General features: G+C 71.8%; 16 protein-coding genes and 1 tRNA gene. 8 read left to right on the top strand and 9 right to left on the bottom strand.

The window, feature by feature from the left end; all coding sequences use genetic code 11:
* Positions 1-153: 153 nt before the first annotated feature.
* The 4 genes from IOD16_RS03525 to IOD16_RS03510 form a co-directional block, all read right to left on the bottom strand.
* On the bottom strand, positions 154-5,112 hold the full coding sequence (locus IOD16_RS03525; protein ID WP_201438869.1) for an NAD-glutamate dehydrogenase: 4,959 nt from the start codon (positions 5,110-5,112) through the stop codon (positions 154-156).
* Positions 5,113-5,308: 196 nt separating this feature from the next.
* Positions 5,309-9,250, bottom strand: a complete 3,942-nt coding sequence (locus IOD16_RS03520; RefSeq protein WP_201438868.1) for a hypothetical protein — start codon at positions 9,248-9,250, stop codon at positions 5,309-5,311.
* Between the two features lie 18 nt (positions 9,251-9,268).
* Positions 9,269-10,945, bottom strand: a complete 1,677-nt coding sequence (gene ettA / locus IOD16_RS03515; protein ID WP_123743703.1) for an energy-dependent translational throttle protein EttA — start codon at positions 10,943-10,945, stop codon at positions 9,269-9,271.
* A gap of 317 nt (positions 10,946-11,262) precedes the next feature.
* Positions 11,263-11,754: a single-stranded DNA-binding protein gene (locus IOD16_RS03510; RefSeq protein ID WP_201438867.1), complete on the bottom strand. Its 492-nt coding sequence runs from the start codon at positions 11,752-11,754 to the stop codon at positions 11,263-11,265.
* Between the two features lie 179 nt (positions 11,755-11,933).
* Between IOD16_RS03510 and IOD16_RS03505 the strand changes: the two genes are divergently transcribed.
* Genes IOD16_RS03505 through IOD16_RS03495 form a run of 3 tightly spaced genes read left to right on the top strand, consistent with a single transcriptional unit; the run spans position 11,934 to position 14,300 of the window.
* Entirely contained in the window at positions 11,934-12,542 is a 609-nt protein-coding gene (locus IOD16_RS03505; RefSeq protein ID WP_201438866.1) for a TetR/AcrR family transcriptional regulator, read from the top strand.
* A gap of 10 nt (positions 12,543-12,552) precedes the next feature.
* Positions 12,553-13,482 (top strand): ATP-binding cassette domain-containing protein, encoded by a 930-nt coding sequence (locus tag IOD16_RS03500; protein ID WP_201438865.1) that lies wholly within the window; start codon positions 12,553-12,555, stop codon positions 13,480-13,482.
* Between the two features lie 14 nt (positions 13,483-13,496).
* Complete coding sequence (locus IOD16_RS03495) at positions 13,497-14,300, top strand: ABC transporter permease (protein ID WP_201438864.1); 804 nt, start codon at positions 13,497-13,499, stop codon at positions 14,298-14,300.
* Positions 14,301-14,357: 57 nt separating this feature from the next.
* On the opposite strand, the gene IOD16_RS03490 is transcribed toward IOD16_RS03495, so the two are convergent.
* The gene (locus IOD16_RS03490; protein ID WP_201438863.1) at positions 14,358-16,310 is read right to left on the bottom strand and encodes a cytochrome c oxidase assembly protein; all 1,953 of its coding nucleotides are present in this window, start codon (positions 16,308-16,310) and stop codon (positions 14,358-14,360) included.
* Positions 16,311-16,389: 79 nt separating this feature from the next.
* Here IOD16_RS03490 and IOD16_RS03485 point away from each other — a divergent pair, with 79 nt between their 5' ends.
* Positions 16,390-16,956 (top strand): DUF3558 family protein, encoded by a 567-nt coding sequence (locus tag IOD16_RS03485; RefSeq protein WP_201438862.1) that lies wholly within the window; start codon positions 16,390-16,392, stop codon positions 16,954-16,956.
* On the opposite strand, the gene IOD16_RS03480 is transcribed toward IOD16_RS03485, so the two are convergent.
* Positions 16,922-18,121 (bottom strand): MFS transporter, encoded by a 1,200-nt coding sequence (locus IOD16_RS03480; protein WP_201438861.1) that lies wholly within the window; start codon positions 18,119-18,121, stop codon positions 16,922-16,924. The genes IOD16_RS03485 and IOD16_RS03480 overlap by 35 nt on opposite strands.
* 63 nt (positions 18,122-18,184) lie before the next feature.
* Here IOD16_RS03480 and IOD16_RS03475 point away from each other — a divergent pair, with 63 nt between their 5' ends.
* The gene (locus IOD16_RS03475; RefSeq protein ID WP_201438860.1) at positions 18,185-19,240 is read left to right on the top strand and encodes a LacI family DNA-binding transcriptional regulator; all 1,056 of its coding nucleotides are present in this window, start codon (positions 18,185-18,187) and stop codon (positions 19,238-19,240) included.
* A 125-nt stretch (positions 19,241-19,365) separates the two neighbouring features.
* Positions 19,366-19,438: transfer RNA gene (locus IOD16_RS03470), tRNA-Arg, on the top strand.
* Positions 19,439-19,550: 112 nt separating this feature from the next.
* Here the strand turns inward: IOD16_RS03470 and IOD16_RS03465 are convergent.
* On the bottom strand, positions 19,551-20,858 hold the full coding sequence (locus IOD16_RS03465) for a hypothetical protein (protein WP_201438859.1): 1,308 nt from the start codon (positions 20,856-20,858) through the stop codon (positions 19,551-19,553).
* Positions 20,859-21,193: 335 nt separating this feature from the next.
* Complete coding sequence (locus IOD16_RS03460) at positions 21,194-21,985, bottom strand: SAM-dependent methyltransferase (protein WP_236594727.1); 792 nt, start codon at positions 21,983-21,985, stop codon at positions 21,194-21,196.
* Between the two features lie 210 nt (positions 21,986-22,195).
* Between IOD16_RS03460 and IOD16_RS03455 the strand changes: the two genes are divergently transcribed.
* Positions 22,196-22,837, top strand: a complete 642-nt coding sequence (locus tag IOD16_RS03455; protein ID WP_201438858.1) for a hypothetical protein — start codon at positions 22,196-22,198, stop codon at positions 22,835-22,837.
* Positions 22,838-23,135: 298 nt separating this feature from the next.
* On the opposite strand, the gene IOD16_RS03450 is transcribed toward IOD16_RS03455, so the two are convergent.
* A complete protein-coding gene (locus IOD16_RS03450) occupies positions 23,136-24,722 on the bottom strand; it encodes an amidohydrolase (RefSeq protein WP_201438857.1) in 1,587 nt (528 codons plus the stop codon).
* 73 nt (positions 24,723-24,795) lie between these two features.
* Here IOD16_RS03450 and IOD16_RS03445 point away from each other — a divergent pair, with 73 nt between their 5' ends.
* The gene (locus tag IOD16_RS03445) at positions 24,796-25,740 is read left to right on the top strand and encodes a methionyl-tRNA formyltransferase (protein WP_201438856.1); all 945 of its coding nucleotides are present in this window, start codon (positions 24,796-24,798) and stop codon (positions 25,738-25,740) included.
* Positions 25,741-25,770: the final 30 nt, after the last annotated feature.

Raw genomic sequence — 25,770 nt, 5'->3', positions numbered from 1 at the left:
CGGTTCCGGTGAATGCCGCGGGTAGTGCCGGACAAGCCCCTTTCACACGCGCGGCAGGGCGGAGCCGGGTCGGCGGGATGACACGAAGCCCTTCCCACTGGGGGAAGGGCTTCGTGTCGGTGAACAGCGACGGTGGACAAGTGCCCTGGCGGGTCAGCGGATCATGCTGCGCACTTGGCGGGCGGCGACGGAGAGGGTGGCCAGGTCCAGCTTGCTGACCCGGTTGATCTCGGCGAGGGCGGCGCGGGCGCGGCTCAGGCGGGAGGAGTTGTCCTGCTCCCACTTCGCGATCTTCTCGTCCGGGGTGTCGCCCGGGTCGGCCGAGCGCAGCACGTCGATCGTGATCGAGCGCAACGACGAGTAGAAGTCGTCGCGCAACGCCAGGCGGGCCAGCGAGTGCCAGCGGTTGAGGCGTTCCAGGTTCGAGACCGAGCTGAGCATCCGGTCGACGTCCAGGTGCTCCGACAGCGCGAAGTACACCTCCGCCGTCTCCTCGTGCGTGCGCTCCTGGCCCATCGCGCCCTCGCCTTCCTCGCGCTCGGCGAGTTCGGCGACCTCCGTGACGTCCAGCAGGCCGTAGGTGAACAGCAGTCCGGCGATCCGCCGGGCCAGGTCGACCGGCACGCCGTGGCCGACCAGTCGTTCGACGTGGCCGATCACCGACTCCTTCTCGTGGCCCTGGAGCAGGTCGATCGTGCGCGGCGCCAAGGCGCTGACCACGGGGGCGAAGCGGCTGATCGTGGAGCCGACCGCCAGCGGCTGGGGGCGGTTGGTGAGCAGCCAGCGCGACGCCCGGTCCAGCAGGCGGCGCGTTTCCAGGACCATGTCGTCCTGCACGTCGGTCGGCACGACGTTGTCCAGCTCCCGGATCTGCCGCCAGATGGACGGCAGGTCGTAGATCGCGGTCACCACGGTGTAAGCGCGCACCGCGTCCGTGGCCGACGCGCTGATCTCCTCGGCCAGCCGGAACGCGTAGGACACGCCACCGCCGTCGACGACCTCGTTGACCAGGACGGTCGTGATGATCTCGCGGGACAGCGGGTGGCTGCCGATGGCGTCGGCGAACTGTTCGCGCAGCTCGCTCGGGAAGTAGTCGGGCAGGCGGCGGGCCAGCACGTCGATCGTCGGCAGGTCGCTGGCCAGCACCTCCTCCTTCAGCGCCAGCTTCACGTGGGCGAGCAGCGTGGCCAGCTCCGGCGAGGTGAGACCGTCGCCCGCCTTCTCCAGCGCCTTGAACTCCGCCGCGCTCGGCAGCGCTTCGAGCGAGCGGTCGAGGACGCCGCGTTGCTCGAGGTCGGCGACCAGGCGCGCGTGCACCGAGAGCATCGGCGCGGCGTGGGCGCGGGAGACGCCCAGCACGGAGTTCTGCGAGTAGTTGTCGGCCAGCACCAGCTCGCCGACCTCGTCGGTCATCTGGCCCAGCAGCTCGTTGCGCTGCTCCCGGTCGAGCTTGCCGTCGCGGACCAGCTCGTCCAGCAGGATCTTGATGTTGACCTCGTGGTCGGAGCAGTCGACACCGGCCGAGTTGTCCAGCGCGTCGGTGTTGACCTTGCCGCCGTTGCGGGCCAGCTCGATCCGGCCGCGCTGGGTCAGGCCCAGGTTGCCGCCCTCGCCGACGACCTTGACGCGCAGGTCGGCGCCGTTGACGCGGATGGCGTCGTTGGCCTTGTCGCCGACCTCGGCGTGCGACTCGGCGCTCGCCTTGACGTAGGTGCCGATGCCGCCGTTCCACAGCAGGTCGACCGGCGCGAGCAGGATCGCCTTCATCAGCTCCGGCGGCGACAGCTTGACCACGCCCTCCGGCAGGTCCAGCGCCACGCGGGCCTGCTCGGAGATCGGGACGGACTTGGCCGTGCGCGGCCAGACACCGCCGCCGGCGCTGATCAGGGAACGGTCGTAGTCGTCCCAGGACGAGCGCGGCAGCTCGAACAGCCGCTTGCGCTCGGCGTAGCTCGTGGAAGCGGCGGGGTCCGGGTCGATGAAGATGTGGCGGTGGTCGAAGGCGGCCACCAGCCGGATGTGCTCGGACAGCAGCATGCCGTTGCCGAACACGTCGCCGGACATGTCACCGACACCGACGACGGTGAACTCGTCGGTCTGGGTGTCCGTGCCCAGCTCGCGGAAGTGGCGCTTCACGCTCTCCCACGCGCCCTTGGCGGTGATGCCCATGGCCTTGTGGTCGTAGCCGACGGAACCGCCGGACGCGAACGCGTCGCCCAGCCAGAAGCCGTAGGACTTGGAGACCTCGTTGGCGATGTCGGAGAACGACGCCGTGCCCTTGTCCGCCGCCACCACCAGGTACGTGTCGTCGCCGTCGTGCCGGACGACCTGGGGCGCGGGCAGGACCGTGCCGGAGTTGAGGTTGTCGGTCAGGTCGAGCAGACCGGAGATGAACTGGCGGTAGCAGGCGATGCCCTCCGCCAGCAGCGCCTCGCGGTCCGCGCCCGGGTCACCGGTGGGCGCCGGCGGGCGCTTCAGCACGAAGCCGCCCTTCGCGCCGACCGGCACGATCACCGCGTTCTTCACCGCCTGCGCCTTCACCAGGCCCAGGATCTCGGTGCGGAAGTCCTCCCGCCGGTCGGACCAGCGCAGACCGCCGCGCGCCACCGGGCCGAAGCGCAGGTGCACGCCTTCCAGGCGCGGCGAGTACACGAAGATCTCGAACCTCGGCCGCGGCTGCGGCAGGTCCGGGATGGCCCGCGGGTCCAGCTTGACCGCCAGGTACGGGCGGGGGTTGCCGTCGACGTCGCGGACGAAGTAGTTCGTGCGCAACGTGGCCTGCACCAACGTGAGCAGGCTGCGCAGGATGCGGTCCGCGTCCAGGCTCGTCACGTCGTCGATCATCGCGGTGATCTCGTCGACCAGGTGCTCCGTGCGGCCGGACCGCTGCTCGTCGGACAGCGCGGGGTCGAACCGCGCCTCGAACAGCCGCACCACCGCCGTGGCGACCTCGGTGTGCCCCAGGACGGCGTCCTCGATGTAGTCCTGGCTGTACGGCGTGCCGGCCTGGCGCAGGTACTTCGCGTAGGCGCGCAGCATCGCGGCCTGCTGCCACGTGACACCGGCCTTCAGCACGAGCGTGTTGAAGCCGTCCACCTCGGCCTCACCCCGCCAGGCCGCGGCGAACGCGTCCTGGAACCGGGTGCGGATCGACTCGACGTCCTCGCCGGACAGCTTGTCCAGCGTGACCTGGTCGATGCGCAGGCCGAAGTCGTAGATCCAGCACTCGGCGCCGTCGTCGCGGGACAGCTCGTACGGGCGCTCGTCCACCACGACCACGCCCATGCGCTGCAACATCGGCAGCACGTCGGACAGCGTGAGGCGGGCGCCGACGAGGAACAGCTTGAACCGCCGTTCACCCGGCTCGGCGTCGCGCGGCGTGTAGAACACCAGGTCGAGGTCACCGCGCTTGAGGGCCTCGATGCGCCGGAAGTCCGCCAGGCCCTCGGCCGCGGTGAAGTCCTCCTTGTAGGCCTCGGGGAACGCCGCGGCGATCCGCTGGCCCTGCTCGGACGACGATTCCGCGCCCAGCCCCGTGGCGTGGTCCCCCAGCACCGCTTCGACCATGCGGTCGTCCCACAGCCGCACCGCCTCGGCCAGCAGCTGCTGGATGTGGCCGGTGTCCGGCTCGGTCTGCCGGTTCGGGTCGGTGTGCACGGTGAAGTGCACGCGCGCCAGCGCCGACTCGCCGACACGGGCGCTGTACTCCAGGTTCACGCCGCCGAGCTGGTCGATCAGCACTTCCTGCATGGCCAGCCGCGACGTCGTGGTGTAGCGGTCGCGCGGCAGGTAGACCAGGCAGGAGTAGAAGCGGCCGTACGGGTCGCGGCGCAGGAACAGCCGCAGCCGGCGGCGTTCGGCGAGCGCGATCACGCCCGCGACCGTCTGGTAGAGCGTGTCCGTGTCGACCGAGAACAGCTCGGTGCGCGGGTAGTTCTGGATCACTTCGAGCATCCGCTGGCCCGAGTACGAGTGCAGCGGGAACCCGGCGCGGTGGATGACGGCGCGGACCCGGCGTTCGATGGCCGGGATGTCCAGCACGTCCTCGTGCAGGGCCGTGGTGGAGAAGACGCCGAGGAACCGGTGCTCGCCGGACACGTTGCCGTCGGCGTCGAAGGTCTTCACGCCCACGTAGTAGGGGTACACCGACCGGTGCACGCTCGACTGCGCGCTGGCCTGCGTCAGGACCAGGAGTTCGGGTGACAGTGCCTGGGCGCCCGCGTCCGGGCCCGCCGTCAGGCTGCGCGCCGCGAGGCTGTCCTGTCTGAGCACGCCGAGACCACTCGCCAGGACCGCCCGCAGCGCGGGGGCCCCGTCGGTGGCCGGGTCGTCGCGGACCAGCTCGTACTGGCGGTAGCCGAGGAACGTGAAGTGGTCGTCGGCCAGCCAGCGCAGCAGGTTCGCGCCGTCCTGCACCTCGTGGCTGGGCAGCGGCGGCGGCTCGGACTCCAGCAGCTCGGCCAGGTGCCCCGCCATGCCGGCCATCCTGTCGGTGTCCTCGACGACCTCGCGGACGTCGTTGAGCACGGTGTGCAGCTTGGCTTCCAGCTCACGCGCCCGGTCCGGGTCGGTGAGCAGGTCGACCTCGATGTACATCCACGACTCGGCCAGCGCGTCACCCGGCGGGTCGGCCGGGTCCGCCGTCGGCAGGACCTCCTGGAGCGCGCCCGTCACCAGGTCCCGGCGCACCACGACGATCGGGTGCACCACCCGCTGCACCTGCACGCCGCCGCGGGTCAGCTCGGAGGCCACCGAGTCGACCAGGTACGGCATGTCGTCGGTGACCACCTGCACCACCGTGGCCGGACACGTCCAGCCGTCGTGCGCGCGGGTGGGGTTGAGGATCCGCACCACCGGGCGGCCCGGCACGCGGGACTCGGCGAGCTGGTAGTTCGAGCGCACCGCGCCCACCAGGTCCACCGGGTCGTCGTCGTTGACTTCCTCGGCCGGGACGTGGCGGTAGTACAGGCGGATCAGGTCGGCGAGCTCGGGGGCGTTGGCGGCGGCACGTTCGATCAATTCGTCACGGGCCTGTTCGGGACTGGCCGGGCGAGCCGCGCCGACGTCGCGGGCGGCGTGCTCGGATCGGGACGGGGCTCCAGTCGAGGTCATGTTCAGGCGACTCCACGCTATCCGGTACCTCTGTGTACCGGGTGTGCGCACCACTTAACCAGACGAGCGCGAACCCCTTCGCCGCAACCCTCGCACTGAATCGAACAACTTGCCGGAAAGTCCGGAATTCACTTGTGGCACGGCCTATTTCCCGCTTTGTTACCGGCGGGAAACCTTATTAGAACCTCAAATCATTTCACGATTCGGGAAGTGTCCACGTGTCGAAGCGGTACGACGGGTCCACGCGCTGGATCGGAGCGGTGGTCTCGTTGTCGGACTCGGGTGGCGCCGTCCCGACAGGTGAGATCAGCATGGTGCTCTCGTCGTCGCCCTCGACGCGGCCGGCGGCTTCGTCCTCGCGTCGGGCGTCCTCGTAGGCGACGAGGGCTTCGGCGAGGAGTTCGGCCAGGCTCAGGTCGCTCTTGTGGCGGCGCGAGGCACGGGTGGCGCTGGGCGAGTCGGGGGCGGGCGGGGTCGGGTCGACGACGATGGCCGGGAGGTCGATCGTCTTGCCGCCGACGACGACGGCGGTGACGAAGGGCTCCTTCGGCGCGTCCTCGGCAGGTGCGGCGTCCACGCCGGGCGCTTCGGTGGGTGCGTCGCCGGCCGTGTCGACCACCGGGTCGCCGGGTGCGGGTGTGTCGTCGTGCTCGATATCGCCTGCGCCGAGGAACCCGGTGGGGCTGAACCGCGCCGCCGGTGACGGAAGCGGGGGCGGCGGGGTGTCGGGGGGCAGGTCGGACGACACCGGGTCGGGGACCGGGACCGGCGGCGCCTGATCGGGGACCGGAACCGTCGGCACCTGCTCCGCCTCGGGCCGCGGCGCGGGCTGTGGCTCCGGCTGGGGCGCGGCCGGTGGCGCGGACTGGGGCACCGGCCGCGTCGTCGGCGTCGACAGGTTCTCGGCGGACGAATCCACGTCGGTCGGGGGGAACAGCGGTGGCAGGTCCTCCGTCTCCACCGCCTGCTCCGACGTCGGCATCGGCATCGGTGAAGACATCGCGAAGTCGGGCACGGGCGGCAGCGGGTAGTCGGGCGGGTCGGGCACCCGGGCGGTCGGGATGAGCGGGCCCTTCACGAAGGCCGCGCCGAGTCCGACCGGCGGCACGTCGTCGCGCACGGCGGGCTGGACCATCGTCGGCGAGTCGAACATGTCGATGGGTGGCGCCTCACCGCGCAGTCGCGGCGGCGGTTCGACGCGCCACTGCACCTGCTCGGGTTCGGCCTGTCGCGTGGGCTCGGGCTCGGAAACGACGGCCTCCTCGTCAGCGTCGGGAGCGCGCCGCCGACCGCCGGCGCGCTGCGGGTCGAGCAGCCCGGCGGCCTTCAGCGTGTCCAGCACGCTGGGGTCGGTGTCACCGGACGACCGCTCCCCCTCGTCGTCGGCAGCCTCACGAGCAGCCCGCCGACGACCGCTGCGCACGGCGCCGGCGGCTGCGATCAACCCAGCCGCAGGCACACTCCGCTCGCCGCCCTCATGACCGGGGAGGAGCGGGGCCGGGGGCTCTGCACCGCTCTCGACCTCCTCACCACTTCCCACGACACCGCCCTCAACACCACCGCTCTCAACGGCACCGGGCTCAACAGCACCGGGCTCACCCGCCTCAGGCTCGCCGGCACCGCTGTCGTCGACCTCGGGCTGCACGATGCCGAACCCGCCCCCACCAAGCCCGGCGCCACCGATCGGACGCCGCACGGCGGGCTCGCCGACACCCTGACGAGCACCGGGCCGGGCCTCGGGCGAGGCCTCTGCCGCACCACCGACCCCGAGCCCGAATCCGCCAGGCTTCACCTCGCCCGCGGGGGCTCCGGCCGGCGCACCGCCGAGTCCCGGATTGCCGAGGCCTGCGCTGGTGGGGCCCGCGTTGCCGAGTCCTGCGCGACCGAGTCCCGGGCCGCCGAGTCCCGGGCCGCCGAAGCCCGGGCCGCCGAAGCCCGGACCGCCGACGCCCGCGCCGGAAGGCGCGCCGCCGGTCGCCGGGCCGTCAGGCTTCGCCTCAGCCTGCCCCGTGCCACCCGCGCGGCTCGGGTCCGGAAGGTTGCCGCCAGGCACGACGCCGCTGGTCCCCGGCGCGCCGGGTCCTGCGAGGGGCGCGGGCGGGGTGGTGTCGCCGGGCGCGGCACCGCCGACCACCGGCTCGCTGGGCTGTGCGGCGCTCGCGCGGCTCGGGGCCGGCGGGGTGGTCGGGGTCTGCGCGGGTGCGGTCGCGTTGGTTGCCGCGTCGTGCGCGCTGATGCCGACAGAGGTGGGGGCGGCGGAGGTCTGGGCGGCGGAGGTCTGGGCGGCGGAGGTCTGGGCGGCGGAGGTCTGGGCGGCGGAGGTCTGGGCGGCGGAGGTCTGGGCGGCGGAGGTCTGGGCGGCGGAGGTCTGGGCGGCGGTGCCGAGGCCGGCTGAGTGCGGGCCGGCCGGCCCGGCGGGGGTGGTCTGCCCCGGGTCGGCGCTGTTCGCGTGGAGGTCGGCCGGCGCGTCGCCCGGCCCGCTCGTGGGCGGGGTGACCGTCGGGTCGGCGAGGACCGCGTCGGTTGCCGGCCAGGCGCTGGTCGGGGTGCCGTGGTCCGTGCCGCCGGTGGCGGGCGCGTCGGTTCCCGCGCGGCCGGCGGCGGTCGGTGGCTTGGCGCCGAAGGCGTTGCCGATCCCCGTGCCGGTCGGGGCGACCGGCTGGGCGGGGGTCGGGATGCCTGCCGGTGGCGTGGTGGTGGGCTTGGCTTGGCCGCTTCGCGCGTGTTCCGGGCGGCCCTGGGTCGGCGACGGCGGGGTTTCCGGGTCCGGTGCTCGGCGACGGCCTCCCGGTTGGGGGTCGTCGCCTTCCGTCTCACCGAACGGTTGGACCAGGCGCCAGCGATCGGCGGCGTGCGCCCTTGCGGCTGAGAGGCCTTCCACCGTCATGTCTTCGGCCGCACGGCGGGAGCGCTTTACCCGCACTCCCTCGTTGCGGTGCATTTGGACCGGACGCCACTGGCGCAGTTGCTGCTTCGCCTCGGGGGCCAGGTCGGGGTCGACGGGTGGCGCCACGACCGGGGTCCCGGTGCGGAGCAGGGCGGCCAGTTCGTCGTGCAGGCCACCCGCCTGCCGGCGGTGGACGCCGGAGAACTCGGCGGCGAGCCTGGCCCGCACGGCGTAGACCGCTCTGGCACGCCTGCGTTCGGCGGCGTGCGCGGAGCGGAGGTTGGCCAGCGCCTCGGTCAGGTCACCGGCCACCTCGTGGACGTGCGCCAGCGCCAGCAGGCTCTCCGCCAGCAGGATGTCCAACTGGTGGCGCTCGGCGCTGTCGGCGGCGTCGCGGAGCAGGTCGCGGGCCTGGTCGACGCGCCCGGCGGGCAGGTGGACCCTGGTGGCCAGGGCCAGCCGGAGCCAACCGGCGGTGGAGGCGGACGGCGCCCGCACCGGGCGTTCCAGCAGCGGGGTGCCGACCTCCGAAGCCTCACCCGGCTTGTTCAGGTCCATCAAGGCGCAGACCAGCTCGACCGTCAGCCTGCCCCGGACCTGGCCGTTGTCGGACTCCGGCTCCTTGAGCCGGTCCAGCACGGCCAGGCCGTCGCGGGCCGCGGCGACCGCCGCCTGCAGGTCGCCCCAACGGCGGTGCTGACCGGCGGCGGAGGCCCGGAGCAGACCGCGGTGCAGCAGGGTCGTGTCGTGGTCCAGCATCGGATCCGCCTGGTAGAGGCGGTCCGCTTCGTCCAACGCCTGGGTCAGTGCCGCACCGCGCCCCACCGAGACCAGACACTCGCCGGCCTGGACGAGGGCCGTGGCCCGCAGGCCCGGCGGCACGTCGTCGGCCTCCAGCACCGGGCGGACGGCGGCGAAACCCGTGAGCGGCGCGCCGACCGACCTGGCGCTGTCGGCCAGCTCGACCCGCAGGCGCCACGCCGTCTCCCGCTCGGACGCCGCCTCGGCCGCCTTGAGGGCGTCCAACGCCCGGTCCGCGATGCGGACGCCCCGGCCCATGCGGTTGCTCGCGAAGACCACCAGGGCCTCCGCGCGCAACCGGTCGACCTCGTCACGGCGGGCGGAGGCGAGCGCGACGGCGCGTTCGCCCAGCACCAGAGCAAGCTCCGGTGCCCGCCAACGCAGCCGCCAGGCGGGCACGACCAGCGTGCTCACCTCGACGTCCGCCTGCGCCTCGCCCCTCGCCGCCACGATGTAGGTCCCCGGCTCTCAGTCCCGCGTGAGCTTGCGGTAGGTGACGCGGTGCGGCCTGGCCGCCTCCGCGCCGAGGCGCTCGATCTTGTTCTTCTCGTAGCCCTCGAAGTTGCCCTCGAACCAGTACCACTTCGACGGGTTCTCGTCCGTGCCCTCCCACGCCAGGATGTGCGTGGCGACGCGGTCGAGGAACCACCGGTCGTGCGAGATGACCACGGCGCAGCCGGGGAACTGCTCCAGCGCGTTCTCCAGCGAGCCCAGGGTCTCGACGTCCAGGTCGTTCGTCGGCTCGTCCAGCAGGATCAGGTTGCCGCCCTCCTTGAGGGTCAGCGCCAGGTTGAGCCGGTTGCGCTCACCACCAGAGAGCACGCCCGCCGGCTTCTGCTGGTCCGGGCCCTTGAAGCCGAACGCGCTGACGTACGCCCGCGACGGCATCTCGACGTTGCCGACGTGGATGTAGTCCAGGCCGTCGGAGACGACCTCCCACACGTTCTTCTTCGGGTCGATGCCGCCGCGGTTCTGGTCGACGTAGGACAGCTTGACCGTCTCGCCGATCTTGACGGTGCCCGAGTCGGGCTCCTCCAGACCCACGATGGTCTTGAACAGCGTCGTCTTGCCGACGCCGTTCGGGCCGATGACGCCGACGATGCCGTTGCGCGGCAGGCTGAACGACAGGCCGTCGATCAGCACCCGGTCGCCGAAGCCCTTCTTCAGGCTGTCCGCCTCGACCACGACGCTGCCCAGTCGCGGGCCCGGCGGGATCTGGATCTCCTCGAAGTCGAGCTTGCGGGTCTTCTCCGCTTCCGCGGCCATCTCCTCGTAGCGGCCGAGGCGGGCCTTGGACTTGGCCTGCCGGGCCTTGGCGCCCGACCGGACCCACTCCAGCTCGTCCTTCAGCCGCTTCTGCAGCTTCTGGTCCTTCTTGCCCGAGACCGCCAGCCGCTCGGCCTTCTTCTCCAGGTAGGTGGAGTAGTTGCCCTCGTACGGGTGGGCCCGGCCGCGGTCGAGCTCCAGGATCCACTCGGCGAGGTTGTCCAGGAAGTACCGGTCGTGCGTGACGGCCAGGACGGCGCCCGGGTACTGCGCCAGGTGCTGCTCCAGCCACAGCACGCTCTCGGCGTCCAGGTGGTTGGTGGGCTCGTCGAGCAGCAGCAGGTCCGGCTTGCTCAGCAGCAGCTTGCACAGGGCGACCCGGCGGCGCTCGCCACCGGAGAGGGTCTTGACGTCGGCGTCGGGCGGCGGGCAGCGGAGGGCGTCCATCGCCTGCTCCAGCTGGGAGTCGAGGTCCCACGCGTTCGCGTGGTCCAGGTCCTCCTGGAGCTGGCCCATCTCCTCCATCAGCTCGTCGGAGTAGTCGACGGCCATCTTCTCAGCGATCTCGTTGTAGCGGTCGAGCTTCACCTTGACCTCGCCGAGGCCCTCCTGGACGTTGCCCAGGACGGTCTTCTCCTCGTTGAGGGGCGGCTCCTGCTGGAGGATGCCGACCGTGTAGCCCGGCGCGAGGAAGGCCTCGCCGTTGCCCGGTGTGTCCAGGCCGGCCATGATCTTCAGCACGCTCGACTTACCGGCGCCGTTGGGACCGACGACGCCGATCTTCGCACCGGGGAGGAACATGATGGTGACGTCATCCAGGATGACTTTGTCCCCGTGCGCCTTGCGCACCTTCTTCATGGTGTAGACGTACTCGGCCATGCCCGCGATCGTAGAGCGGTGCCGTTCGGGCCCGAACCTCGGACGCCGGCAACGGACGGGTCACAACGCAGAGTTAACGCGAACGTGGGTCACCCACAGTCGTAACACGACCGCCGGTCCCGCCTGGCGCGACCCTGCGACCAGCGACTCCGACCGGATGCGCGAACTCGGTGCGCTGTCAACCCCCGATGCCTGCGTGCGGACCCGGCCCTGGCGCCGGCCCGACGACCTCCCTCCTCCACGCTCGCAACGGCGACGACTGCCCGCGCATTCTCCGCCCCGATCGGCCCGGCGGAAGACCTTGTAGCTCGTTCGGCTCAGAACGGCACTTCGGCCACCTCCTTCGGGCGCTCCGGTTCGCCCGGGAGGACCAGCGGCAACTCCTCCGGTTTGCGGGGTGCGGCGATCTCGGGCGCGGCCCTGGCCTCGACCGCGTCCGCCGCGAGCCTGGTGCGCGTCGACGTGGCCGTGCACAGGGCCAGGTTGGGCCCGATCGCGGTGGCCTCCAGCTCCACGACGGGCTGCCGCTTGCCCTCGAACTCCACCTCCCTGATCGTCAACCGGCCGGTGACCACCACCGGGTCGCCCTTGGTCAGCGACACCTGGACGTTGTCCGCGAGCATGCGCCAGCAGGACACGGTCAGGAACATCCGCGCGCCGTCGGACCAGCTGCGGTCCTCCGGGTCCCAGACCCGCTCCGCGCTGAACAGCCGGAACTTCGCCCGGCTGAACCCGGTGCCGACCTTGGAGTGCACGACCGGGCTCGCCACGTTGCCGCAGATGGTGACCCGGGTCTCGTTGAACGCCATGTCCGTCTCCTCTTGATCGCCGGTTTTGGTTGGTCGCTCGGGACCAGGTTGCCGGTGGTGGGGGGCGGGTGGCGAGGGGTGGTTCCGGGACTGTGGACAAGTGGCCGGGGCATGCATAATCGAAATGAGTGAGCGCTCACTCGTTGACATGAGTGAGGACTCACTCATAAGCTGGCCCCATGCCCGAGGACACCACCCGACGCCGTCGACGCGCACCCGCGATGAGCCCCGAGGACCGCCGCGAGGCGATCGTCGCCGCCACCGTCCCGCTGCTGTTCACGCATGGCGCCAACGTGACGACCAGCCAGATCGCCAAGGCGGCCGGCATCGCGGAGGGCACCGTCTTCCGGGCGTTCAAGGACAAGCAGGAGCTCATCCGCACGTGCGTGCGCAGCGCGCTGGGGGTCGACTCCGAACTGGAGCTGATCGAGCAGGCGAGGCAGGCCGACACCCTCGCCGAACGCCTCTCGCGGGCCATCGGCGCCGTCTCCGGCTACCTGGACCGGATGTGGAAGCTGATGAGCGTGCTCCGCGACTCGGGCTACGACCCGCACGACGAGCGGCGCGAGCACAAGGGACCGCCGGTCGAGATGCAGCGCATCGTCGAGCGCGTCGCCTCGCTGTTCGGCCCGGACGACGACCTGCGCGTCGACCCGTCCCTCGCCGCGCGGCTGCTGCTCGGGCTCGTGTTCACCAACCGCATGCAGGGCGAAGGCTTCGGCGACGCCACCGCGGGCGCGGACCAGCTCGTGGAGCTGTTCCTGCACGGCGCGCTGAAGCAGGACTGAGGGGGTACCGATGACAGACCTGATGATCGAAGCGACCGACGTCGGCAAGGCGTTCGGCGCGCAGAAGGCCCTGGACGGGGTGAGCGTCGCCGTGCCCAAGGGCACCGTGCTCGGCCTGCTCGGCCACAACGGCGCCGGCAAGACGACCCTGGTCAACGTGCTCACCACGATGCTCCCGCCGGACTCGGGCCACGCGGAGGTGGCCGGGTTCGACGTGGTCGCGCAGGCGCACCAGGTGCGCAGCCGGATCGGGCTGACGGGCCAGTTCGCCTCCGTGGACGAGCAGCTCTCCGGCCTGGACAACCTGATCCTGATCGCCCGGCTGCTCGGCGCGACCCCGCGGGAGGCCAGGGCCAGGGGCAACGAGCTGCTGGAGCTGTTCGAGCTGGCGGACGCGGCGAAGCGGCCCTCCCGCACCTACTCGGGCGGCATGCGGCGACGCCTCGACCTGGCCGCGAGCCTCGTCGGCCACCCGGAAGTGATCTTCCTGGACGAGCCGACCACGGGCCTGGACCCGGCCGGCCGGCTCGGCCTGTGGGAGATCGTGGAGGGCCTGGTCACCGACGGCACCACGGTCCTGCTCACCACCCAGTACCTGGACGAAGCCGACCGCCTGGCCGACTCGATCACGGTGCTCTCGAAGGGCAAGGTCGTCGCCACGGGCACCAGCGCCGATCTGAAGGCCCAGGTCGGCCAACGCACGGTCACCGTGACCCTGGCGGACGCCTCGGACGTCGCCAAGGCCACCGGAGCCCTGGCACGGGCCGGCATGCAGCCGGTGGCGGCGGAGAACACGCTGACCGCGCCCGTCACGTCGTCCCGCGAGATCGCCAAGGTGGTCCGCGCGCTGGACGAGGTCGGGCTGGAGGCCACCGAACTGGCCCTCGGCGAGCCGACCCTGGACGACGTCTACCTCACCCTCGCGCAGCACGCGGCCTGAACAGGAGCCATCGGATGACCACCCTCACCGCCGCGCCGCGCTGGCGCGGCACGGACTTCGGCACCCAGGTGCTGGTGCTGACCCAGCGATCCCTGCGCACGCTGGTCAGCGACCCGCGCATGATCGTGTTCAGCATCCTCCAACCGCTGATCATGCTGACCCTGTTCAGCCAGATCTTCGCCAGCATCGCCAACACGCCCGGCTTCCCGCGGGGCGTGGCCTACATCGACTTCCTGATGCCCGCGATCCTGGTCAACACCGCCATGCAGTCCGCGTTGCAGGCCGGCGTCGGGCTCGTCACGGACATGAAGAACGGCGTGCTGGCCCGGTTCCGGTCGCTGCCCATCCGGTCGGGCTCGGTGCTCGTCGCGCGCAGCCTGTCCGACCTGGTCCGCACCGCCTCGCAACTGCTGCTGATGCTGGTGTTCGCGGTCGTCGTCTTCGGCTTCTCCCCCGCCGGCGGCGTGGCGGGCATCGCGGCGGCGCTCGCGCTGGCCCTGGCCGTCGGCTGGGGTCTGGGCTGGATCTTCCTGGCCATCGCGGCGTGGCTGCGCAACGCCGAGCTGATGCAGACCGTCGGTTTCCTGGCGATGTTCCCGCTGATGTTCGCGTCGAGCGCGTACGTGCCGGTCAGCGGCCTGCCGGGGTGGCTCCAGGCGATCGCGAACGTCAACCCGTTGACGTTCGCGGTGGACGCGGCGCGGTCGTTGGCGCTGGCCCAGCCCGTGACCGGGGTGGTCGGGGCGTTGGCCACGAGCGCCGTGCTGGCCGCGGCCGGGTGGTTCGCGGCCGTCCGGGGGTTCAACCGCCCGCTCTGACCCTCGGGCGGGCCCGACCAGGTCCTGCCGCCAGGTCCCGGTACCTGGTCCCGGCGCCTAGTCCTTGCCCGACATCTTGCGCAGCATCGCGTTGTACGCGACCAGGTCCGCGTCACCGTCCGCGTCCGCCCGCCGGTCCGCCCGGCGGGCGTCACGGCTGTCCGACCTCGCCCACTGCACCAGCAGCGCCACCATCACCACGATCAGCGGCAGCTCGCCCGCCGCCCACGCGATGCCGCCGCCCAGCCGCTGGTCCTCCAGCTGCGACGTGACCCACGGCAGGCCGAGCGAGCGGTAGAAGTTGTCGCCGATCACGGTCTGCGAGCTCATCAGCACGATGCCGAAGAACGCGTGGAACGGGATCGAGGCGAACAGCAGGCCGAGCCGTCCCAGCGGCGGCAGCCGGTTCGGCGCCGGGTCGATGCCGATCACCGGCCAGTAGAAGACGTAGCCGACCAGGATGAAGTGGGCGTTCATCGCCAGGTGCGCCCAGTGGTAGTCCAGCGCGGCGTCGAACAACCCGGAGAAGTACAGGCCGTAGAACGAGCCGACGAACAGCGCCAACGCCACGAACGGGTTGGTCAGCACCTTCGCCACCGGCGAGTGCACGAACGCCAGCAGCCACTCCCGCGGCCCCGGCGGGTTGCCCTTGCCCGCCGTCGGCAGCGCCCGCATCGCCAACGTCACCGGACCGCCGAGCACCAGCAGGATCGGCGCCAGCATGGACAGCAGCATGTGCGCTTCCATGTGGATGCTGAACATCGCCGGCGCGTACCGGCCCAACCCGGACGACGTGGCGAACACCACGGTCAGGCAGCCCGCGACCCACGCGACCGTGCGGCCGACCGGCCACGCGTCACCGCGCTTGCGCAACCGCCGCACGCCGAGCAGGTACAGCACGCCGAGAGCGATGAAGATCGTGCCGAAGACCAGGTCGAAGCGCCAGTCGAACAGCAGCCGCGACCACGTCGGCGCGCCGGCCAGGTCGTAGCCGATGCGCAGCTCCACCGTGCTGGGCAGCACGCGGCCCTCCATCGGCGGGGGCGTGCGGCTCAACGCGGCGGCCAGGCCGAGCGTGAGGAACATCAACAGCACCTCGACGCCCGCGAGCTTCACCAGCGATCGCCCGGAGCCCGTGGCCACGACTTCCTTCACGCTCTTCTCGCGCTGGAAGTACCCCACGACACCCAGCACGACCAGCGCGAGCGTCTTGCCGAGCACCAGCAGCCCGTAGTCGCTGCCGAACAGCTCGCTCACCGGCAGCCGCACCCACGCGTTGACCACGCCGGACACCGCCATCACGAGCCAGCAGACCAGCGCCAGCCTGGAGAACCGCGCCGTCGCCAACCCCAGGTGGTCGCCGCCCCGCCGGCCGTGCGCCAGCAGCGCGATCAGGCCGCCGACCCACAACGCCGCCCCGATCAGGTGGTACAGCAGGCTGTTCGTGGCCACGTCGTGCGAGCCGCCGCCGGACGAGTGCCCCGTCACGGCCACCGGGATCAGGGCGAACACCGACAGGAAGAACAGCGGCACGGTCCAACCCCACGACAGCACCAGCCGGCAGCCCAGCGCCAGCAGCGCCACGATCACCGCCGTGATCAGCCACGCCTTCGCCTGCTCCACCAGGCCCGCCACCTGGAAAAGCACCGCCGGCTCCAGCAGCGCCGTCACCGGCTGACCCAGCGCGTCGGCCACCGTGAACGGCACCGACAGCACCGCGCCCAACGTCCACACCAACGCCGCCCAGCCCGCCGTGCGCACGGCCGCGTAGCCGTCCGCGGCCAGCGTGCCGCTCGCCTGCGGCGGCACCAGGAACGCCGCCAGCAGCAGCGACCCGACCGTCACCACCCCGGCCGCCTCGGTCAGCACGCGCACGACGATCAGCCCGGACGCGTCGCCGCCGGTGAGCACCAGCAGCCCGGCCGCCACCAGTGCGGCTATCGCCGTGCCGACGATCAGCAGGGGGATGAGACCGGTCCGCCGGGTGCGGGAAGGCGCGTCTGTGGGCACGAGACGAGCGTAGGCGGCCTGACCACACCGCCACCAACCGCCGGACGTGCGCAGATCACACCCACTACCGTTGCCGGACGTGACCAGTTCTCGCTCGGCGCTCGTGATGGCCCTCGCCTTGCTCCTGTCGGCGGGGTGCAGTTACTCCGTCAACGGGGACGCGTTGCCCCAGGCGGGGGTTGCGACCGGGACGTCGGCGACACCGTCGGCCGCCCCCCGGATCGCCAAGCCGCGCACGGTCGTCGGCGTCGAACCGTGCTCCCTGCTCACCGCCGACGACCTGAAGTCCATCGGGCCGTACAAGAAGGAACCCGCGCGCAAGGACGACGTGATCCAGGAGTCCTGCCAATACGTGCTGGACGACGGCTCGCAGCCCGGCCGGACCGTGGTCGTCGCGCTCTACCAGAAGTACGAGCAGGTGCAGGTGCGGCAGGCCAAGGGCCACGAGGTGGTCGTGGAGGGGCACTCCACGTGGACGTTGTGCGAGCTGAGCGGCGGCGAGATGGCGTGCACCGCGACCATGGTGGTGAACGCCAACCGCACCGTCCTGGTGGCGATGGCGCAGGCGGGCGGCGTGCCCGAGCAGATGCTGGCCGGGATGCAGCCGCTGCTCAAGGCCGCGTTGAACCGGCTCCCGCTCGCGTGAGCTCACGGGCGCGCGACCGGCGTGCCAGCAGCACGGCGGGCACCATCAACGCGATCACGCACGCCACGAAGCCCAGCGAGATCGACAGGTTGCTCGCGTGCGCGATACCGCCGACGACGGGCGGTCCGAGCAGGAAACCGGTGTAGGCGACCGTCGTGACCAGGCCGATCTCGCGTTCACCACCCGTGCCGTCGGCGCGCTTGCCCGCGTCACCGGCCAAGTCCATGATCACCGGGAAGGCGAACGCCAGGCCGAGGCCCACCAGCGCGAACCCGGCGTAGCCGACCGCGGGCGACACCACCAGCACGGCCAGCGCCAACCCCGCCGCCGCCACCACCGCGCCCACCGCCAGCAGCCGGTACGGGCCGACGCGGCGTTGCGCGGGCTCGCCGAACAGGCGGGCGGTGGCCATCGCGATGGAGAACCCGGCGTACGCGGCCGCGGCGGCGGCCTCGCCGACACCCCGTTCGTTGACGAAGAACAGCGCCGACCAGTCCGAGGCCGCGCCCTCGGCGATCGCGGAGAACAGCGTGATCGTCGCGAGCAGCCACAGCAGCGGCCGCTTGAGGACCGGGCGGTCCTCCTCGACCGCGTCGGAGGTCTCGCCGCCCGCGTCCGCGGTCGTGTCCGGCACCGACCTGATCACCCACACGATCACGACCGCCCCGATCACCGCGACGAAGATCAGGTGTCGGGTCAGGCCCCAGCCGACGGCCGCCGCGGCGGCCGCGCCCAGCGAGCCCACCAGGCCGCCGACGCTGAAGCCCGCGTGGAACTGCGGCATCAGCGGCCGGTCCAGGCTGCGGGTGACGGCCACGGCGGCGACGTTCATGCCGACGTCCAACGACGCGCCGCACGAGCCGAGCACGAACAGGACCAGGCCCAGCTGGAAGGGCGTCTCGGCGAGCGTGAGCGACGGCACGGCCACGACGGTGACCGCCGCGCCCACGAGGATCAGCTTCCGCGCACCCACCCGCGCGCAGAGCTTGGCCGCGAACGGCGCCGTCGACGCCAAGCCGACGCTCGCGCCGAACAGCGCGAGGCCGAGCGTGGCCTCGGTCGCGCCCACCTGTGCCGCCAACGCGGGCATGCGCGCGGCCCAGGACAGGAACAGCGCCCCGTTGAACAGGAACACCGCGAAGACGGCGAGGCGTGGTGCTGGCATGCGTCCGAGTGTGAACTAGAGCGCTTCAGAACGTCCAATCGATTACCTGGTTACGCTCATCACGTGGACCGCCCTCGGAAGCCGACGCTCGACACGGTGGCCGGCGTGGTCGGCGTGTCGCGCGCCACGGTGTCGAACGCCTACAACCGGCCGGACCAGCTGTCGGCCGCGCTGCGCGAGCGGATCCTGGAGACCGCGGCGTCCATCGGGTACGCCGGACCCGACCCGGTGGCGCGCAGCCTGGCCACCCGGCACAGCGCGGCCGTCGGGTTCATGCTGGGACAGGGACTGTCGGCGTCGTTCGCCGACGCGGCGCTGTCGATCGTGCTGGACGGACTGGCTTCGACCGTGGACGGACACGACCACTGCCTGGTGCTGATGCCCGGGCGCGACAAGGCCGGGCCGCGGCCGGAGACCGTGACGCGGGCCCAGGCGGACGTCGTGGTGGCCTACTCGCTGCCGGACGACGCGCCGGCGTTGGCCGCGGTGCGGGCTCGCGGGTTGCCGCTGGTCGTCATCGACCAGCCCGTGCTGCCGGACACGGCACGGGTCGAGGTGGACGACTTCGGCGGGGCGCGGCTGGCGGCGTCGTCGCTGTGGAGCCTCGGGCACCGGCGGTTCGGCGTGGTGACGTTCGCGCTGCACCCGGACGGGCAGACGGGCCTCGTGACGCCCGAACGGCTGGTTTCGACGTCGTTCCGCGTGACCCGGGACCGGGTGCACGGGTACCTCGACGTGACGGGCGCGGACACCCCGGTGTGGGAGTGCGCCCGGAGCAACCGCGAACTGGGCCGTGCGGCGGCCCGTGCCCTGCTCTCCGCCTCACCCCGACCGACGGCGTTGCTGTGCGCCTCGGACGAGCTGGCGTTCGGCGCGCTCCAGGCGGTGCGGGACCTGGGGCTGCGCGTGCCGGCCGACGTGTCGGTCGTGGGCTTCGACGACGTGCCCGCCGCCGAACACGCAGACCCACCGTTGACTACGGTGCGTCAACCCCTGGCCGAGAAGGGCCGACACGCGGGCGAACTGGCCCTGCGACTGCTCGACGGCGGCAGACCAGGCGAACCAACCAGACTGCCGGTTTCTCTCGTCCAGCGCGACTCGACGGCCTCACCGAAGTGATCCACATCACTTTTAGGCCCTCCTGATCCCCTTCCGAGCCCCGGAAGGAAACGCGACGAGTCTTCCGGACGATGTGTCCGGTGGGGCAGCTACGCTGCTACAGCGCGTGGTCGACAGCCCCTCCAGCCTCCGTAGCTCAGTGGAGAGAGCGAGGGACTTCTAATCCCGAGGTCGCAGGTTCGAATCCTGCCGGGGGCGCGTAAGCGCTGTGGGTGGTGTGGCCGGTCGGTGGTCGAGATCGGCCCACACCGCAGTGAGATCGTGGTGGCGGGACCTGGCGCCGGTGGTCGGGTCGCGCGGGCGTTGCCGGTCAGATGAGGCGGGCCGAGCGGCACGTTGGGGATTGGCAGCCCCAGGTGGTGGTGGTTCCGACGGTGACCAGGGCGGCGTGGGCGAGGAACCGGTCGCGTTTGGTGCGTTCGTCGAGGTTCGCGCAGCTGCACGGGTGGTCGGGGTCGGGTTGTTCGTCGTGGGCCAGGCCCATGTAGCCCGGTGGGATGCCCAGGCCGGTGGCGATGTCGGTCAGGGTTTCGTAGGACTCGACCTTGGCGCCGGCGATGATCCGGGCGACAGCCTGATCAGGGTGGCCGGTCAGGGTGGCGATCCGGGCACGTGGGACGCCGTGGTGGGTCAGGAGCCGGTAGACGGTGCTGATGTCGCGCGACGCCAAGGCGGCGCGCATCTCGTGCTGCTCCCACAAGTCGGGCAGGTCGGGGCGTGGGCGGACGACGGGTTGGACGGCGCGTTCCGCCGTGGCCGGACCGGGGGCGGTGGCGGCGGTCCACTCGACCCACGCCCACTCCGGTTCGACGGGTCCGGCCGAACCGGCCGGATCGGCGGGACCCGCGGGCTCGGCCGGTTTCGCCGGGGTGTCCGGGTCGGCGGTGGACAGGGCCACGCCGTGGACGGCGTTGCGGAAGCGGTAGGGGACGGCGGACGAAGCGGGGATGCCGCACGCGGAACCGGCCAGGATCGCGGCCACCGAGTCGCTCGGCGGGCCACCTCGCCAGTACAGCTCCAGGACGTCGCCGACGACGATGCCGTCCAGCCAGGCGGCGCCGCGCCACAGCGGCAGGCGGCGCAGGACGCCGCTCATCAGGTCGGCCGGCAGGTCGGGGGCGGGTGCGGCTTCGCGTGGGTCGAGCTCGTCGGTCAGGGCCAGGTCGACCGGCAGGCCCGCGGCGACGGCTTGACGCCAGCGCTCCCTCGTCACGCCGAGCAGGCGCACCTGGCCGTCCGGCGAACGCAGGTCGAGGTGGTTGCGCCGCGGGTGGACGCGCAGGCCGGGCACGCCCCGGACCCGATCACCGGCGACGACCGGCAGCGCTTCGGTCAGGAGCTGGTCCAGCGCGGCGTCGTGGACCCGCAGGCCGAGCACCTTCGCGTCCGGTCGCACGCGGCTCACCAGGGACGTCGGCCGCAAGGCGTGGCCGCGGCGGCGCATGCCCGCCATCGCGCGGTTGGCCGCCGCCAGGAGCGACGCCTCGAACCGGCGTTGACCGGGCAGGCAGGCGCTGGGCACGAGGGAATCGGGCTCGACTCCGCCGCGCTGCCTGCGCACCATGTTCGGGGTCTCGCCGGTGCACCAGTAGCGCTTGGCCAGAGAGCTAGTCGACACGAGGAACCTCCGCGGACGCCACCCGGCCGACGCCACCGGGCTCGACGGCGCGCGAGCACACGGATGTGCGGGACGCGCTGACGTCGAACCCCGGGAAGAAGCGGACACGCGGGACGCGTTCGCTCGAACGCGCTCTGGAGGCACCCACTCCATCCGGGTCAGGAGGAGCCTCGGTGGCAGCCGCACCTGCCAGGTCACAAAACTACAACAGCGGTGAGGGCCGGTGGGGCTCGATCACTCGAACGTGCGAATTCGTCGGTTTTGAGGTGAGGAGGAGGGTGGATGCCTGGTGGAGGGGGTGCAAGGTGGGCGGGAGAGGGATGAGTGCGGGGGGGTCAGAGCTTGCGGCCGGCGGCGGCGAGGCCGGCGAACCGTTCCGGGTGCTCGTCGACGTCCTCCGGGGAGGCGGGACGCCACAGCGGCAGGTGGACGACGCCCGGCTCGACCAGCTCGTAGCCGTCGAACAGCGCCTCGACCTCGGACTTGGAGCGCATCGTCATCGGGGTCGCGGTCCGCCGCCGGTAGAGGTCGGTGTGCTCGTCGGCCTGGGTGTCCTGGCCGTCGTGGGTGGCGTGCGAGACGACCAGGTAGCTGCCTGGCACCACGGCGTCGCGGTAGGCGGCGATGATCTTCGCCGGGTCGTCCTGGACGAAGTGCAGCACCGCGACCATCATCACCGCGACCGGCCGGTCGAAGTCGAGCAGGCCGGCGACCTCCGGCACGGCCAGCACCTCGTCCGGGTGACGCAGGTCTTCCTGGACGACGGCGGTCTGCCGGTCGTCACCGAGGATCGTGCGGCTGTAGGTCACCGCGATCGGGTCGTTGTCGACGTAGACGACGCGGGCGTCGGGGGCGGCTTCGCGAGCCACCTCGTGGACGTTGCCCACGGTCGGGATGCCGGAGCCGAGGTCGAGGAACTGGGTCACGCCCCGGCGCACGCAGAACTGGACGGCCCGGCGCAGGAACGCCCGGTTGGCCTGCATGATCAGCGGCAGTTCCGGCCACATCGTGATCGCCTGCTCGGCCATCTCGCGGTCGACGGCGAAGTTGTGCGCGCCGCCGAGGTAGTAGTCGTACACCCGGGCCGCGCTCGGCCTCGTCAGGTCGATGTCCGGTCTTTCACCCACGACTCGCTCCTTCCCCCGGGCCGGCAGCTTAGGCGGCGGTGTGGCGTGGGCGACGGCGTGGTGGGTGGTGCGCGGGTGGGGGTGTCGCCCCGCCGCCGAGACTAGGCCGATCGCGTGCTACCTGCGGATACCCCGTTCGCGGGGCCCGGATTGTCGGACCCCCTCGGTAGAATCGAACATGAGTTCGAGCACGCGCGAGGGGAGCTTGTCGTGGAGCCGATCAGCGTCACCGCCCTGTCCTTCACCGAGTACGCCATGAGCGGTCAGCGTGGCCGGATCAGCATCGTGTCCGAGCAGCGGCGCATCTACCTGTCGTCCGAGCAGTGGGTGGCCGGGTTCTACAACCCGATGCGGGACGCCATGCGGCGGGCGGCCAACTCGCCCGACCCGGCCGCGGAGCTGGACAAGGCGGTCGAGGCGGCCCACCGGCAGCCCCGGGCCGGACAGCCCCGGGCGTACGAGGAGCTGCGGGAAGGGTTCCTGCCGTGGTTGCGGTCGACCCGTGCGACCGGCGTGCCCACGTCGGCGGCCAAGTGGCGGACGGGCGACCTGGCGTTGCGGGTCCGACCGCACCTGGGGTTGCGGATGCCGGACGGGTCGCGGGCGGCGGTGCTCGTGTACGTCAAGGAAACCCCGATGACGCAGGAGGCGGCCAACATCGGGTTGCGGATCCTCCAGCAGACGATGCCGGACACGTTGCCGGGCGCGACCCCGGAAGTCGTGCCGCTGGTGCTGGACGCTCGGCGGGGGCGGGCGTTCCGGATGTCACGGCGGACGAACCTGGCGAAGTTGGACGCGTTGATCGCGGCGGAGGCGGCGGGGTATGTGGTGCATTGGCGGATGAGCGCGTAGTCGGCTTGGGGTGCGGGCGGGGCTGCGGCGAGGGTGCGGCGGGGGGGGTGCGAGCGGCGAGGGTGCGAGCGGTGGGGGTGCGGCGGCGCGGTGTCGGGTCCGGCTCGATTTGACATGGGGCCCTTACGGGCACTCCAGGCAGGCCAAAGCCGGCAGGCCCGGCGGGGTGAAGCGTCCCGCCGGGCCTGCCGGCTCCGTCCAGCCTAAAGCACCCGAACCCATGTCAAATCGGGCCTCGGTGGGGATGTGCGGGTCCGATGGGGGCGGGTCCGTGCGGGGGTGGTGATTGCGGGTGGGGTTAGGCGGGGAAGGTGGCGGGGTTGTAGGTGAAGTGGCCGCCGATGACGGTGGCGGCGATGGGGATGGTGCCGATCTTGGCGATGTCGGTGGTGAGGGGGTTGGTTTCGAGGATCGCGAAGTCGGCCAGCTTGCCCGGGGTGATGGTGCCGAGGGCGTTTTCCCTGCGGCACGCGTAGGCGGCGCCGGTGGTGTAGGCGGCCAGGGCTTGGTGGACGGTGATTGACTCGTCCGGGCCGATCGGGGTTCCTTCTTTCGACCTTCGCTCGACCATGAACTGGATGGCGCGCAACGGTTTTCCGTCGGCCACCGGGCGGTCCGAGCTGCCGGCCACGACGATTCCCCGGTCGAGGAAGGACTTTCCCCGGTACATCCAGGGTGAGCGCCGCGGGCCCATGATCTTGGCGTAGTCGTCGCCGTAGGCCCACAGGAAAGTCGGTTGGATCACCGGGATGACGTTCAGTTCGGCGATGCGGTCGAGTTGTTCCGGGCGGACCAGGCCGCAGTGCTCGATCCGGTGCCTGGCGTCCGGGCGGGACTGCGTGCGCTGGGCTTCGGAGAGGGCGTCCAGGGCGAAGTCGACGGCACGGTCGCCGATGGCGTGGATCGCCAGCTGCCAGCCGGCGAGGTGGCCGTCGATGATCGCGGCGCGCATGAGGTCCGGGTCGTCCTGCAACTGGCCGGCGGTGTCCATGCCCTCGTACGGCCAGGTCAGCGCGGCGGTGCGGGCCATCATGCCGCCGTCGGTCCACAGTTTCAGCGGGCCGATGGAGAGGCGGTCGTCGCCGAGGCCGGTTCGCAGGCCCAGCGGCACCGCGCGGCGGATGCCGTCGGCGGCGTGGGCGGCCACCGGTTCCAGGCGGTCGGCGGAGATCATCAGTTGGACGCGGATGGGGAGGGTGGCGCGCTGGTAGGCCTCGACCTCCAGCGGGCTGCTGCCGATCAGGCCGCCGCCGACGCCGGCTTCCGCGGCCAGGACCACGCCTTCTTCGAGGCATTGGCGGGCACCCGACTCGACGTCGGCGGCGATGTCGTCCAACGAGTACGGGAGCCGGAGGGCGCGGACCGCGGTCTGGGCCGACTCGGCGAGGAAACCGGTGGGGGCGCCGGTCGCGTCACGTTGCGCGTCACGCAGGGCGGAGGCGGGCAGGGAGGTGAGCACGTCGCCGCTGACGACGCACGCGTGGCCGGAGAGGTCCTGCACGTAGATCCGCGGCCCGACCTCGTCCAGGTCACGTGAGGTCAGCGGGCGGTCCAGGGCGCGGTGGTCGTAGCCCGACGCCTCGACCCAGCCGGAAGCCCGGGGTGCGTCGCGCAGGACGTCCAGGACTTGGGCGACGGTCCGGCAGGAGGAGACGTCCGGGGTCCTCGCCGCACGTCCGGCCCACGCGAGGTGGTTGTGGGCGTCCACGAATCCCGGCAGGACGACCGCGCCGTCGAGGTCGACGACGCGGCGCGCGGGCAGGTCGGCGACGTCGTCGTCCAAGCCGACGATCCTGCCGCCCCACACACCGATCACCGATGCCACCGGCCGGGTCGGGTCCATGGTCACGACCTGCCCGCCAACCAGCTTGAGATCAAGGATCACCCGCAAAGGCTAGCCCACGAGCACTTAGGTTAGGGTTGGATAACTTAGGCCAGGCTATCCAAGGAGGAGCTCCATGCGGGTCGTCATGTTCGGCTACCAGACCTGGGGTCATCGCACGCTCCAGGCGCTGCTGGACTCCGAGCACGAGGTGGCTCTGGTCGTCACGCACCCCAAGAGCGAGCACGCCTACGAGCGCATCTGGAGCGACTCGGTCGCGGACCTGGCCGCCGAGCACGGCGTCGAGACGATCATCCGCAACCGGCCGGACGACGAGTTGTTCCAGCGCCTCAAGGAAGTCGAGCCGGACGTCATCGTCGCCACGAACTGGCGCACGTGGATCCCGCCGCACATCTTCACCCTGCCCAAGCACGGCACGCTGAACGTGCACGACTCGCTGCTGCCCGCCTACGCGGGCTTCTCCCCGTTGATCTGGGCCCTGATCAACGACGAGAAGGAGGTCGGCGTCACCGCGCACATGATGGACGACACGCTGGACGCCGGCGACATCGTGCTCCAGCGCGCCGTCCCGGTCGGCCCGCGCGACACGACGGCGGACCTGTTCCACAAGACGCTGGAGCTGTTCGGGCCGATCACCGTGGACGGCCTGGCGGAGATCGCCAAGGGCCGCACCGACTTCACCAAGCAGGACCGGTCGAAGGCCAGCTTCTTCCACAAGCGCGCGGAGGAGGACCTGCGCATCGACTGGACGTGGGGTGCGGAGGAGCTGGACCGGCTGGTGCGGGCCCAGTGCGCGCCGTACCCGAGCGCGTTCGCGTTCCACAAGGGCAAGCGGCTGGAGATCGTGGAGGCCGAGGTGTCCCGGCAGCGCTACGGCGGCACGCCCGGTCGGATCTTCTACCGCGAGGGCGACGGTGTCGCGGTCGTCGCGGGCGCGGAAGCGCGGCGGGGCCGCAACCACGCCCTGCTGGTCAAGCGGGTGCGGACGGAGGACGGCGTCGAACTGGGCGCGACGGAGTACTTCACGCACATGGGCGGGTACCTCACCAGTCGCCCCTGAGCGAAGCCTGGCGCACGACGAACAGGAAGC

It is taken from the genome of Saccharothrix sp. 6-C (assembly GCF_016695385.1).
Taxonomy (GTDB): domain Bacteria; phylum Actinomycetota; class Actinomycetes; order Mycobacteriales; family Pseudonocardiaceae; genus Actinosynnema; species Actinosynnema texasense.
Note: the sequence above shows the minus strand (reverse complement) of the source record. Positions and strands in the feature narration are given on the sequence as shown.